General features: G+C 34.4%; 15 protein-coding genes and 1 pseudogene. 2 read left to right on the top strand and 14 right to left on the bottom strand.

The features are described from left to right. Positions 1-13: 13 nt before the first annotated feature. The 4 genes and pseudogenes from MKX37_RS12820 to MKX37_RS12805 all read right to left on the bottom strand — a co-directional run bounded on the left by MKX37_RS12820 (position 14) and on the right by MKX37_RS12805 (position 3165). Positions 14-1209 (bottom strand): annotated as a pseudogene (locus MKX37_RS12820) (alpha/beta hydrolase-fold protein). Positions 1210-1296: 87 nt separating this feature from the next. Further along, positions 1297-1659, bottom strand: coding sequence for a hypothetical protein (locus tag MKX37_RS12815; RefSeq protein WP_078422423.1), 363 nt, complete (start codon positions 1657-1659; stop codon positions 1297-1299). Positions 1660-1929: 270 nt separating this feature from the next. Continuing rightward, on the bottom strand, positions 1930-2301 hold the full coding sequence (locus MKX37_RS12810) for a YxiJ-like family protein (RefSeq protein WP_002127599.1): 372 nt from the start codon (positions 2299-2301) through the stop codon (positions 1930-1932). Positions 2302-2313: 12 nt separating this feature from the next. After that, positions 2314-3165: a patatin-like phospholipase family protein gene (locus MKX37_RS12805; RefSeq protein WP_002127598.1), complete on the bottom strand. Its 852-nt coding sequence runs from the start codon at positions 3163-3165 to the stop codon at positions 2314-2316. A 179-nt stretch (positions 3166-3344) separates the two neighbouring features. Between MKX37_RS12805 and MKX37_RS12800 the strand changes: the two genes are divergently transcribed. Then, positions 3345-3722 (top strand): PH domain-containing protein, encoded by a 378-nt coding sequence (locus tag MKX37_RS12800; RefSeq protein WP_002065713.1) that lies wholly within the window; start codon positions 3345-3347, stop codon positions 3720-3722. A 121-nt stretch (positions 3723-3843) separates the two neighbouring features. Here MKX37_RS12800 and MKX37_RS12795 read toward each other — a convergent pair whose 3' ends face one another. The 5 genes from MKX37_RS12795 to MKX37_RS12775 form a co-directional block, all read right to left on the bottom strand. Next, the gene (locus MKX37_RS12795; RefSeq protein WP_002085328.1) at positions 3844-4368 is read right to left on the bottom strand and encodes a GNAT family N-acetyltransferase; all 525 of its coding nucleotides are present in this window, start codon (positions 4366-4368) and stop codon (positions 3844-3846) included. Further along, positions 4308-4829 carry a YfiT family bacillithiol transferase gene (locus MKX37_RS12790; protein ID WP_002013255.1) on the bottom strand — a complete coding sequence of 174 codons (522 nt, stop codon included), beginning with the start codon at positions 4827-4829 and terminating at the stop codon, positions 4308-4310. The genes MKX37_RS12795 and MKX37_RS12790 overlap by 61 nt, the downstream gene beginning before the upstream one ends. Positions 4830-4852: 23 nt before the next feature. After that, positions 4853-5374, bottom strand: a complete 522-nt coding sequence (locus tag MKX37_RS12785; RefSeq protein WP_002127596.1) for a GNAT family N-acetyltransferase — start codon at positions 5372-5374, stop codon at positions 4853-4855. Positions 5375-5437: 63 nt separating this feature from the next. Next, positions 5438-6760: an FAD-dependent oxidoreductase gene (locus MKX37_RS12780; protein ID WP_078422422.1), complete on the bottom strand. Its 1323-nt coding sequence runs from the start codon at positions 6758-6760 to the stop codon at positions 5438-5440. An 80-nt stretch (positions 6761-6840) separates the two neighbouring features. Continuing rightward, a complete protein-coding gene (locus MKX37_RS12775) occupies positions 6841-7620 on the bottom strand; it encodes an undecaprenyl-diphosphate phosphatase (protein WP_002013258.1) in 780 nt (259 codons plus the stop codon). Positions 7621-7775: 155 nt separating this feature from the next. On the opposite strand from MKX37_RS12775, the gene MKX37_RS12770 reads away from it, so the two are divergent. After that, positions 7776-7982 (top strand): hypothetical protein, encoded by a 207-nt coding sequence (locus MKX37_RS12770; RefSeq protein WP_002127593.1) that lies wholly within the window; start codon positions 7776-7778, stop codon positions 7980-7982. 126 nt (positions 7983-8108) lie between these two features. Here MKX37_RS12770 and MKX37_RS12765 read toward each other — a convergent pair whose 3' ends face one another. The 5 genes from MKX37_RS12765 to MKX37_RS12745 form a co-directional block, all read right to left on the bottom strand. Then, positions 8109-8489 carry a nucleotide excision repair endonuclease gene (locus MKX37_RS12765; RefSeq protein ID WP_002013261.1) on the bottom strand — a complete coding sequence of 127 codons (381 nt, stop codon included), beginning with the start codon at positions 8487-8489 and terminating at the stop codon, positions 8109-8111. A 77-nt stretch (positions 8490-8566) separates the two neighbouring features. Next, entirely contained in the window at positions 8567-9130 is a 564-nt protein-coding gene (locus MKX37_RS12760) for a GNAT family N-acetyltransferase (RefSeq protein ID WP_016120271.1), read from the bottom strand. Positions 9131-9198: 68 nt separating this feature from the next. Next, positions 9199-9771, bottom strand: coding sequence for a hypothetical protein (locus tag MKX37_RS12755; protein ID WP_002013264.1), 573 nt, complete (start codon positions 9769-9771; stop codon positions 9199-9201). Between the two features lie 198 nt (positions 9772-9969). Further along, a complete protein-coding gene (locus MKX37_RS12750) occupies positions 9970-11400 on the bottom strand; it encodes a PQQ-dependent sugar dehydrogenase (RefSeq protein WP_078422421.1) in 1431 nt (476 codons plus the stop codon). Between the two features lie 91 nt (positions 11401-11491). Continuing rightward, positions 11492-13210: an alpha-keto acid decarboxylase family protein gene (locus MKX37_RS12745; protein ID WP_078422420.1), complete on the bottom strand. Its 1719-nt coding sequence runs from the start codon at positions 13208-13210 to the stop codon at positions 11492-11494. Positions 13211-13365 lie beyond the last annotated feature (155 nt).

Here is a 13365-nt window from a genome sequence, read left to right as displayed (position 1 = left end):
TCTCCTTTTTATTTTATAGTGTGGTTTTTGTATGTTTCAATGCTTTCAACCCATCAAATAACTTTTCTCGCCACCAAACACCGTCATGACCGCCTTGAAACTCTTCATAAGTAATTCGGTATCCTTTTTCTTTTAAAGCTTTATACAGGCGTCTATTAGCCGTTAAAAGAGGTTTGTTTTCAAGTTCTCCTGCTGCTATGTAAAAATGAGGTTGACTCGTATTAGAATCTATAGATGAAATTTGATTTTCAATCCAAGGAATTTGATTTTCATAACCATCCTTTTTCCAATGCACGGATCCAGACATTGACAACACGTTTCCGAAAACATGTGGATTTTGAAGCGCTGCATAAAAAGCTGCTAAGCCACCAAGACTGAAACCAGCAATTGTTGTATGATTCTTTTCTTGATATACGTGATACCTAGCTTGAATCCATGGAAGTAGTTCCTCCGTTAAAAATGTATTCATTTTATCGTTATAAGTTAGCTCTTCTAGTCGATCAACGGGTTCTATTGCAACAGCAATACAAGATGGGATTTCTTTTTCGTATATTAAATAATTGAGTGTTCTTGCGATTGAAAGGTTATTAATGAATGAATTCCCATCAAACACAATGAGAAGTTCTTGAAGATGTGAAGTGTGAGAATAGTCATGAGGCGTATAAATATAAATTTTACGTGTGTCATTTAAAATCGTACTATGAAAAGAATATGTTTCAATTTTTCCAGATGGATAATGATCTGAAGGAAAACGACTGCTATACTGTACTTCCATTCCTATGTTTAACACAGACGCTTTATTGGCATCTTCTCCAAATGTATTTTTATTAAATCGATCTAGTTGGTACTTTTCACTGCGCTTTATCCAATCATTTTCGAAAAAATCGTTTACTGAAAAATAGTACGTTGAAATAAAACTCTCATCCGTCCTAAACGTTACATACCAAATATCTGTCTGTAACAACCGTTGTAGTTGATTTACAGACAGATCCCAACCAGGAAAACTACCGAATACATAAACGTTTTCAGTTTTTTGATCCCCTAACCATATATACGTTATAAGCTTATACTGATTTTCTACAGGACATTGTTCTATTAGTGGCGTATTATTTGACTTTATTTCATGCAAAAAAGTATAAATTGCTTCTCGTTTCCTTTTTTTAATTGATTATTAAGCTCCTCTAACTTAGGACTAATTATTGAAGTCACCCATCTGCCTCCTTTGTATTTCTTTCTTTTCACTAGATTGCTTTTATAAAATTTAGGATTAGTATGTTATGTATTTAGATGAGTTATTTATTTAGAAGGTTTATCAATTGCCTGAATAGAAAGTTCCAACGCTTTTATTCTTCTTTCTAAAAGTGTTCTTTGAGGACTACCAGCCTTAGACTTATCATAGGCTCTCTCAATTGATGGAAGCAAACCAGCAAGGATATTACAAGCTTCTGCTAACTCTTCTTGGCTATACCGATGACTTTCTTGATTCCACACGTTCTCTAACACTGCTAGCCCTATACAAATGGCTTTAAGCCTTTTTTTCACTAAGGTAGTATTTGCTCCCTTTTGAGTCATCTGTGAAAAAGCATTTTCAAGTTTACGAATTGTCGATTGTAAAGATTTTATTGATTCCAATTTATCTATATTTGACACGTTTTCCATGTTACTATTGTTCCTCCTGGCTTAACTTATTTAATACTGGATATAATAAGTACTTGATTTCACTCGAAATATTTTATCATAAATAACTAACTATATTCGAATTGGATAATGGATTAAAGGAAAACGGTATCTAAACGCCTCTCCCTCCTTTACATCATTCTATATGTACTTCTTTCTTCGTATTAGAATCCCTATATAAACAAGGTATTAAAATTGTATTTTTTATGAACAAAAAAACGCACAAGCAGCATAACTTGTACGTTTTTATTTTTATTCAGTAAGATAATACAGTAATAGTTTCCGGGCCTTCTCATAATTCATGAAATCTCTATACAAAATGGGATACTTCACAATTTCTGTTTCTATAAAACGATATTGCGGAAACCATTCAAAAAACGATTTCTTTAGCCACTTTATTTGATCAAACACAATCTCCTTTTCGTTGTTATTAAGTATGTAACTTAAAGTACCTGCTGTATGCATCCAATAATAATTTAAATCAGCGCTTATGCAATCATCTTCTGTAAACATATTATTAAAATCTTTTCGTATTTTTCGAAGGTCACAATTCGGAAACGGTTTAAGCAGCGGACTATGCATTTTCTGCAATTCATTAAAAATAACCTTTTTACCTAATAGCAACTTTCCACCCCTTTATTTCTCTATCCAATTTAATAATTTTTCATAATGATATTGAGCATCTGTATAGCCGAGATTATATAGGTTAACAAGTTTCTCTTTATTTCTTTCTATTCCGCTTATAGGAAGCTGTGCGCTTGGCTGAATTACATAAAAATTATCTTTGTGTTCGTTGTGATTCATATAAGATACAGTTTCATTATAAAAACGATAATGTTCTACTAAATGCTCTGCGATTTTTGGATATCTTCTATATAAAATTTTAGCTAGTCCAGAAAATTTATTACGCTGCTTCTCGTATCCTTCTGGCTTTGTCATTATAACAACGTTTTTTAAATAACCATCATTTTGCGCTTTAAAAACTGGAATAGGATCTATAATCCCTCCATCTAACAATTTTCGATTATCATATTCTACAGCAGGTGCTATAAACGGCACAGAGCTTGATGCACGAATAATTTTTAAAATATCATTTCCATGTTCTGTTTTATTATAATAAACTGCCTGTCCTGATTCACAATCAGTCGTTCCGATTACAAACTGTTCATTTGAATTTAGGAATGTTTGAAAATCAAACGGTACAATTTTGTTTGGTACTTCATCAAATAAAAAATCCATTCCAAATAATTCACGTTTTTGAATTAAGTTTCGATAAGATATATACCTGTGATCTGCTACTAGCTCTGTATTCACTTTTTTATTTCTTCCTTTTTGACGTGACAAATATGTTGCTCCCATACACGCTCCGGCGGATACACCGACCACATACGGAAAGAATAATTCCCTTTCCATAAAATATTCGAGTACTCCTGCAGTATATAATCCTTTCATTCCGCCGCCTTCTAATACTAAACCGATATTTTTCATGCTATATCCCTCTACTTCTGTTTTCTTAATTATATGTTAGCACAAGATTTTAGGATGAGGTTATATAAATTGGTTGCAATAATAACAAAAAACTATTGAAGCAATGTCATAATCTATTAGCCATTCGCATGGTACAATATAAGAAACTCATTCCACATATTATAAAGGAGGAATTTCATATGGGTTTATTTAGTGGTATTTTAGGAAATGCATCAAGTGCGAGTACAGAAAGCGTTGAACGTGATTTAGAAAAGATTATGCTAGACGATGAGAAAGTTGAGCATGCTTATAAATTAATTCGTGATTTAATCGTATTTACAAATCGTCGTCTTATTTTAGTAGATAAACAAGGAATATCAGGTAAAAAAACAGAGTATCATTCTATTCCTTATAAAAGCATTACACAATTTAGCATTGAAACAGCTGGGCATTTTGATTTAGATGCAGAGCTTAAAATTTGGGTATCTAGTATGGATGATCCAATTACGAAAGAATTTAAAGGTGACGATAGTATTTTAAGCATTCAAAAAGCGTTAGTAACATATACGACGAAATAACGCCTTTCCGCATATTTATTCATTATCGAAATTACTAACCCGAGTATTTTGGAAGAATATGCGTTGTTTTTGTATATTTAATCTAAAATAACATAAAAAGGTAAAGCGTATTTCAAATGCTTTACCTTTCTTTTTTGTAATAAATAAGTGTAGTTTTATCATTTAATTTCTTTATTACTTCTGTTCTTTTATACCCCATTTTTTCGTATAGAAAACAATTTCTTTCTTCTTCTAAAATCGTAGCAAGTTCAAAACTCCGTGCTTCTGGAAACATCTCTTCAATTAAAATAAGTACCTTCTTAGCGATTCCTTTCCCTTGATAGATTGGATGAATGAACATTGGACTGATCCAAAATTTATAAGGTCTTTCTTTTTGGGATATACATATCGCTCCAACAAGGTTCGAATCTATTATCATCTTATAAAAGTTGTTGCTCGGATTATTTATTCTTAAAATAGTTTTTTCAATAGATTCATTTGCTGGATTTGTTTCATAGTCTTTATATTTATTTAATAAAGGACTAAATGAGTCTATTTGCATTTGAAATAAAACTGCTGCATCAATTTCTGTCGCCTTCTCTAATGTTACCAATTTAAACGCTCTCTTAAAGAAGTAATATGAGCTGTATGATGACGACCGTGCCATGCATATAGTCCAATTGCAGCAGCAAGTTTTGTTTCTCCTGATTCAGGATGATTAAATGTCTTTTCTAAATCTGCCGGTTCTAAAGAATATAATAAGTTAATCCATCTTTTATGTAATGAATCTAGCATTACAAGTGAAACATCTACTGGTAATTTCGAGTCAGGTAGCTCTGCCCATTTTTCTTCTTTGTACGGTTTAATAGTTGGATTCTTTTCTGTCAGTGCTAATTTAAAGCGTATGTAGCTATTCATATGACTATCAACAACATGATGAACAACTTGGCGAACAGTCCATCCACCGACGCGATACGGTGTATCTAACTGCTTCTGATCTAAATCTTTTATCGCTCTTGCTAGTTCATTAGGTAAATCCTCTATTTCTTGAATCCATTTATCAATTATTTCTTCTGTAATAGTTCCTACGTAAGTAAATTGACCTATTGGATAACGTAAATCCTTCATGTACATGTCCCTCCCTATTATTTTTAACCCTTAGTAGTCCTCCAAATATAATGTACGAAATTTACGTTTTCTCCGTTTAAATCTACAGTAGTTGTCTCCGCTTCCTTTTCACGAGAAAATCCGTTCTTTTCTAATACAATTTGTGAAGCTATGTTATTTGTTGTTGTCATAGCATGTATTTCATTAATTTCATAGACTCTTGCTTGAGCCAAAATCAATTTTACAGATGCTGCTGCAACTCCTTTTTTTGTAAAATCCTCTCCAACTCGGTAGCCTAACGACCCAATTCGTTTTTCCTTATCTACATCAACTAAATTGATACGTCCTACAATTTCTTTTTCTGTATTACGTATGAGATGAAAATAAGAAATCCCCTCAGTTTGTTCTTTTAATAGTTCGGCAAGTTGCTTTTGAAAGTATTCATACACGTAATAATTAGAGCCACGACTTGGTACCATTGTTTCAAAAAATGATTTGTTCGTGAGTTCAAAATTAAATAAATCTTCAGCGTCTTGATTCTTTAATTGTTCTATGTATATTTCCATCCCGTTTACCCCTTCTTGATTTACTAACTGTTATACATTCTTTTTTAAACGATAATTTTCCTGCTATTTCTTTCGTCTGAGTAATACAGTAAGTAATACTCTAGGATGAAAAAGATGAAATGGACTACGAATTAAGTTCATAACTCTGACTAACCGAATATAAATATCAGAATCACTTGCAGAAAGTTGATATATTTGTTTCGTATACCATTGCTGAAATTTTTGTTTCGTAGTTAATTCTTTCTGTAACTTAGGATGACGTGCTATCTCCGTTGTGGTCATTTCCCAAGGTGTTTTGATAATCATAGCAGTCTTCCTATAAAACTCTCGAGTTAATGTTTTATCAAGCCTTTTTCTCCCTTGAAGAATTAGTTGCAATTGGTGAGCTTCCATAGCTGCAACTGAAACACCTTGTCCGAAAACTGGATCAAAACGACAATGCGCATCTCCAACTACTAACAATCCTTCAGGCAAATTATTAACTAGATCAAATCGCCTGCGTACTTGATATGGAATTTTGTACGTTTTTATATCGGTAATCGCCTCAGATTTGTTTAGAAACTCTGTAACATTAGTGATTGATAGGTTTTCAGCAAAATCATAAAATTCATCATCTGTTTGCGGTGCTTTTTCATTCGCATATCCACTAAAAGTAACAAAATAACGATCATCTTCAATCGTTTGAATTAGAACACCATAAGGATTCTCAGGAAAACTTGGAGACATAAGCATATTACAGCAGTCTAATTTCTCTTTTTCTTTGAGCCTAAACATTCTAGTTGCGTAAAACAAATCAATTCTTACTTTCTCTTCTTGTACTTCGAAATTGTATTCTTGTAACCAATCTATACTTTTCGAACCAAATCCACTTGCATCAACAACAAGATCTGCATGAAATTCTTCTTTCATTCCTGTTTTCAAACATTTAGCTGTTATTCCATAGACTTTATTAAGTTTGTTATCTACTAGTAATCCTTCAACCAACATTTCATACTTCGAAGTAACATTTGAAACTTGTTCAATTCGTTTTTGAATATGCGATTCTAACAGAAGACGACTTTGTTGAATCATATTTATTTCGCCTTTGAAAGGCTGCTTCCATAGGCTGAACTGATGCCATTTTAAATCGCGAGTAAAGTTATTTACGATGCTACCTGCTTCAATTAATTCATTAGTAATGTTAGGAAACAACTCCTCAAGTGCTTCTTCGCCGCCTTTTAATAACACATGCGGATGATTACTTTGCGGAACTCTTTTTCGCGGACCATTTCCATCCCATTCTTCACCAGCTTCTACAATGATTACTTCTTCAAACGTATTTGATAAAGCCTTTGCGGCGAGTTTTCCTGCGATACTTCCACCAATAACAATAGCCTTAGTAAACATTTTTTCCCCCTTAATGAAAAGAGATCCTGTCGTGTATGAATGGAACAGGATCTTAACTAATAATTCCTTGATAATTATATTTAAAACACCTGTGTGAATTGCAACATTAAAATTAAAATACCTAATCCCCATACGTAATACGCGAATACTTTTAAAGAATGACGTTTTAAATATTGAATCATCCATGAAACTGCTATGTAACCAAAGAACGCTGCTGATAATGTTCCGACAATTAGTGATGTACTAGAAATAGATTCAGCTTTCCCTTGAAAAACATCTGCAAATTGCAAGATGATAGCTCCGACAATAGCTGGTGTTGATAATAAAAAGGAAAAGTACGCCGCTGTTTCGCGGTCTAACTTTCTCCATAATGCAGCGACAATTGTCATTCCAGAACGGGAAATTGCTGGAAATATAGCTACTGCTTGAAATGAACCAATTATGAATGCATCTTTATATGTAATATCATTCATTTTTTTACGACCGTTCTTTTGTTTATCGGCCATATAAAGAAATAAACCCGTCACTAAAAACTCCCAACCTATTGTTATACCTGTTTTTGAAATATCTTCAAAAAAGTCTTTAAATAATAAGCCGATTACAACCGCAGGTATCGTCCCGACAATAAGTAATAGCATAAGCTTTGAAAATGGATTTTTTATTAAATAAATAAATTCTTTTCTATAATAAATAAACACCGCAAGTAACGTCCCTATATGCAGCATCGTATCTAAAAACAAACCTGCCTCATCTAACTGAAAAATATGTCGCCCTAAATATAGGTGACCTGTACTGCTTATAGGTAAAAACTCTGTCAGCCCTTGAATAATTCCTAAAATAAAAGCTTCTAGCCAATTCATGATGATCTCCTTTCTCATTTGCTTGTACCAATATATGATGCTTTAATTTTTGTTATGAAAGAAAATATATTTCTCTTGGGGATTTACTTTAACCTTTATTTAGAAGTTATGGATTGCGATAAATATGGATATATATGTAAAAAAGGAGGGTTTACATGGAGAAACACACAAAATTAGGCAACATATTACTTTGGATTGGACCAATTCTTGTGTTCTTAGGCTTATGTATGACAAATGTAATTACAGACATACCTTTCTTCGAAGGAAAGCATAAAACTTTTGGAATTATTATGTTATTTATAGGGGTACTTTGTTTAATTGCCGCTCATTACTTTAAAATACGAAAAAATTCTGCCGATTAAATAATCTATTCCCTTATAAGGAGGAACAAATGCGAGGAAAATCATTACGGACAAAAATTACAAAGCTATATAAATAAAAACAATCCTAGTGTATGTACTAGGATTGTTTCATTTCGCTAATGTTGTTTATTTATAAAACACTTTATCAACGTTATATTTCGCTTTGTACTTATTAATGATGTATGTTTCGTAAATTTCTCTTTCAGTTGGATCTTCTACGATACATGCATCGATACGGTATACTTCATCACGATTATTTTTGATTGGTGAAACATTATCTTCAAAATGCTTTTTAATACGTTGTCTAATTTTACGAGCTTTACCTACGAAAAGAAGTTCGTCATTAATATTGTAAAACATAAAAATGCCGCCTTTATCTCTAGGGAACAAGTGGAAATCGATAAAACCGTTAATTGGAGTAATTAATGGCTCGTCTCCTTTAATAACTTGGTTACGTTCAGTAATTGAAACATCAGCTTCAGGAATATTAATTTTAATCAAGTTCATTCACGTCCTCTTTTATTATAAAGATAAATAATAGCATAAGTATGTAAGAAAAGCTATGTTAAGAGAGATATTTCATTTTATAATTCAAATATTATAGGTATATCATGTAAATTTTTTTTCCAAATCATATGATCGTTTGATTCGCCCCAATAATCCTTCAGCACATAACTAGGTTTTCCAAACTTTTTTGTCCATATACTTTGTGCTTTTTTGTATCCACTATCTAAACAGCATTCGGTTATTCCTCTGCTAAGTAATGTAAGATACATTGTATTTAGCAGTAAACTCCCTATACCTTTTCTTTGATACTCCGGAAGTATAAATACAGTTCCTATTTCATACAAATCCTTAAGTACACCGTCTGTACAACTATTAATCAATGTACTTGCTGGACCGATTTCAATCGTTCCAATGATTTTATCGTTACTTGTATCTATTGCTAATAAAAAGTAACGACTTTCTCCATTACTATCAAAATCATTTTTTAAATATTTCTTTTTCGAGTTAATTTCATTTTCTATGTCATCTAATAGATGTGATAACCCTTCGTTTTTAAATGTATTAGTAATAACAAGACGAAAAAACAAATGTAATTCATCTAAATCATTCGAATTCGGCCTTCTAATTTCAATGTTATACATGGCTTACATCTCCAATTTTTAAAAATATATGAGAAAGTGTATTTGTTCAAAAAGATTTTATGCAATTGCTAAGACCATACTTTATATACTCTATTCATTATTATTCTACACAACTCTGCATAGATCCAGCAGTATAAAAAACTCAGTATAAATATTAATGTAATAACTTTTATATCCATAGTCGTATGAATAGTAGGACCAAGTACAGGAAAACGGAAGATATCGAGAATGATCATAATTCCTATAAGTAGACATATCGCTGAAAAGGAAATTACCCAAATCCTCCTCTTGAATTGTAAAAAGGATACTCCTAACGCTATACCTAATAAGCCTGTAGTAAAGGGAAAGACAATTAGTTCACTTGGCTCAATAATGAATAATAGGAAAATAGTAAGAATATAAGAAAGTACTCCCTCACGAATAGAATAACAAATAGCTAGAAAAATCGGTAGCGTCGCGAAAGGACTAATAAATAACCCAATTCCAGGGATTAAGTTCCCCGCAGATTGAAAAATAGCAGCAAATGAACCGAGTAATGCTGTAATGACTAACCTACTTGCAGGCGTCACCTTTCTTTTATGAACAAAATTCGCATCCTGCTCTATCATCCATTGATACCAATAGCTTCTAAAGCGATTCATCAAATTCCCCCCTAAAGAGACTTAATTCACCACTTTCTATTTTTATTCAAATACTTATTGGGTATGTTTTACTTTCTGCTTGTTAGGAATCACTATACAATAGATGTTTATCCATAGAAGGTTTTTTAAGAGGCGCTAAGTCGTGCGTTTGAAAAAGTATGAATTCCATATATTTTTAGACTAAGAGTTTATACCGTATCATGGAACAATTTCAAAAATAGTACCTTTGTTAAATTCAGTTACTTTCATAGAACCATAAACTCCTAAATATAATCTAGTTTGATCTAAGTTTGTTCCTAAACTAACATAATAAGCTGCTTGAGTCCCAAAATCATAAGTGGTTTCAATAACATGAAAATCATTACGTTTCCCGTCTAGAGCTGCTCTAGTAAAAGCTAACACTCCCTTTACTGGAGATTGAAATTCTTCTTTCTTAGCAAGATCAGTAAACACGATACTACCAGTTAAACTAGGAATTGTAGTTCCCATATATGGTTGTACTCCTGTAAGTGAGGTTCCTCCAAACTTATCTGCTCTGGAATCTTTATGAAAATAACTAATTAGGGGCTGTATGCGCCTCACTGATGTTTCTATTGTTTCATTATAATAAGCCATTGTTCTCTCATCCAAAGTAGGATTCTCAGAACAGTGCCTTATAAAAGAAGTAGGAAATTCTCCTTCCCATCCTCGCCAACCAAAATTAATAAATCCATCTTGATTGGGAGTGGATCTCATTAAATGCGTTTGAACAAGTTCGGTAACCGGTATGGGTTTATAATGAACAAACGAAAAAATAGACTCTACAATATCCTGCCCGACATTTCCAGCATATTTGATATATTGATTATAAAACCTTTGAAATGAAATACCTGTTATATTCCGAACTCCTTTCGCAATTACTGTAAGTGTTTCTTGTATAGATAAAGGAAACTCATTAAAGCGTGTAACTACTGGAGGGTTATTTATGAATGTATTTTTACTTACATCAATTTCAATTATTTTACCCGCTATTTCTAAATCATCCTGGCTTAAATTAAATGGATCATAACCCGATCCACCATCTCCATTTGTAAAAACAAGTTTTCCACTTTCAGGTGAAAAGTTTAAACTATTGACTCCGTTATGATTAAAAAAGGGCCTTCTTATGTTAAGTAATGTCCGTCGTTTTTGAGGTTGACTATGTGATTGTAAAATCCATTCCTCAACCGTATCAATATGATCATATTGAGTATCTCTATTTACCCACTTTAAGTTTAAAGTTTTCGGATCACACGGATTAGGTTTAAAAGGTTCAGAAAGGGCACCCGGACCTTGAGTGCCAGCTACTGAATAATGAAGGTAAAATAAACCGTTTTGATAAAATTGTGGATGAAACGCTAGTCCTAGCAATCCGCGTTCATCATAACCGCTACTAGAGACACCTTCTTCAAACGTGCCTAATTTGATAATTCGCGGGCGAATATCTAAAAAATTCCTTATAACTCCGTCTCCTATGTAAAAGATTTCTCCTACCTGGGTTGCAATAAATAACCTTTCAATTGAGTCACCTGGTAGTATAGTTGTTTTCAAAACAGTAGGTAAATTGAACTTACTTGCAATGGGCCGTAAACTAACCTTAACTTTTGTCAACTCACTTTACACCCCTTTAATTGCGTTTTATTAAAAGAGTATGATTAAAACTGTTCGATTAGTATTCAATTAGGGACTAGGGAATTGGATACTAGTTCTGACTGCGCTGCTTTTCCTGCTTCTCCATATAACTACGCATCCGTCGCATATATTCAGGTGCGTCCATTCGATTCCCTGCGATCATTTCAATAATACAGAGTCTTTTGGCGCTTTCCTTTTCAGCATGGATTATAGCCTGATCAAGCTCTCCATAGGTCCGGACCGTAACGGTAAACGCGTTACCTCCAAAAGCTTCGGCCAGCTTGGTGTAAGACCATTGAGGGATTTCGTTGTACTTTTGATCCTCTGTTTTGACATTTAAATATCTCTCGATTGTATAACCATCGTTGTTCAAAACAAAGATTATAGGCTTGCAGCCGTAATAGAGCATAGAACTGATTTCCTGTACCGTTAGCTGCAGGGCACCGTCACCTGTAAACACCAATACTCGGCGTTCCGGCGCGGCCATAATAGCACCAAACGCCGAAGGGATTGCGTAACCGATGGACTGCCATCCACCTTGTCCAATATATGTTACATTGCCCGGCAGTCTTATCTCTCCCATTCCGTAATAAAGCGTTCCGGTCTCGGCGATTACAATATCCTCCTCTTTCAGCATGCGCTGAAAACGTGGATAATAGCCGTCCGCCATTAGAGGTCCGTCGGCAATAGTTGTGAATTGCTCATAAGGGAATGACAATTTTTTTGTCAAACCTTTGCCCGTATAACTCAACTTCTGCACAGCAAGTAGCATGTCGGCTGCAAGAACATTCGGATATTCCGCCTCAGCGATTTTAACTATATCTGGTTGAATATTGACAGTTATCAGTGGGTTCAGCTTTGCGGTAAAACTTGCGGTGTTTGTATCCGCCCATACCATACCAATCGCAATGATACAATCTGCATTCTCCACTGTACTTTGGACTTCAGTCCTCCCGAAAGAGCCTAAATACATTCCGATATAATTTGGATGGTTCTCGTCGAATCCGCCCTTCCCGTACATCATCGTTACAACAGGCACATTCATTGCATCGGCTAGCTGCCGAGTCGCTGTCTGAAGGCCGAATCGCATCGTTTTCACATCCACCAAGATAACTGGTCGGTGGGAACGTTCCAAAAGCAGACGGACATGATTCACTGCAGCCTGAAGGGTATTCGGGTTGGATGTTGGACGTGGTGGTGCCGGTTCTGTCCAGACTTTAATCGGCTTGGTCACTAAATCATTAGCCACAACCAGGTATACCGGCTTTTTCTTTTCCTTAGCAATGCGAATCGCAGTCTGAATCTCAATCTTGGCATTTTCTGGTGTAAGCACGGCAGTATAAGCCGTTATCTGCTCATACACCTTGCGAAAGATGTCAAAATTTCCATCCATTAAGGTGTGGTGCATCAGCTTATGCTCTTTTTGATCCTTCTCAGGAGGGGCACCCACAATGTGTATTATTGGCACATGCTCGCTGTTGGCTCCCGCTATCGCATTGCATGCGCTGAGCTCCCCGACCCCAAATGTCGTAATAAGAGCCGATATTCCTTTGATTCTTGCATAGCCATCTGCAGCGTAGCCCGAGTTTAGTTCATTTCGTCCTTCTATAAAACGGATGCCGTTATAACACTCCAAAGTATCAAGAAGTGTAAAATTATAGTCCCCTGCGACACCAAAAATTTCGGTTATGCCCTCCAGTTTCAGGCAATCGAACAAATACTGGCCAACCGTTTTTTGAGCAGGTCCCCTTTGTAAACCAAAGCTGCCCGTATTAATCATGTTGTCCATCGCTTGCTCACTCCTTATCTATTTCTTTGGCTTGTTCTATTTTATAGTACCCTTTTTGATAATTCCCTTTAATTAAACCGGTTATCCGTTGTGCAACAATTAATGGAGAAGAAATAATCATTATCTCTGGAGAAAGTCATAAAACAGGAGAAGGA

This window comes from Bacillus sp. FSL R5-0709, from assembly GCF_038004785.1.
Taxonomy (GTDB): domain Bacteria; phylum Bacillota; class Bacilli; order Bacillales; family Bacillaceae_G; genus Bacillus_A; species Bacillus_A mycoides.
Note: the sequence above shows the minus strand (reverse complement) of the source record. Positions and strands in the feature narration are given on the sequence as shown.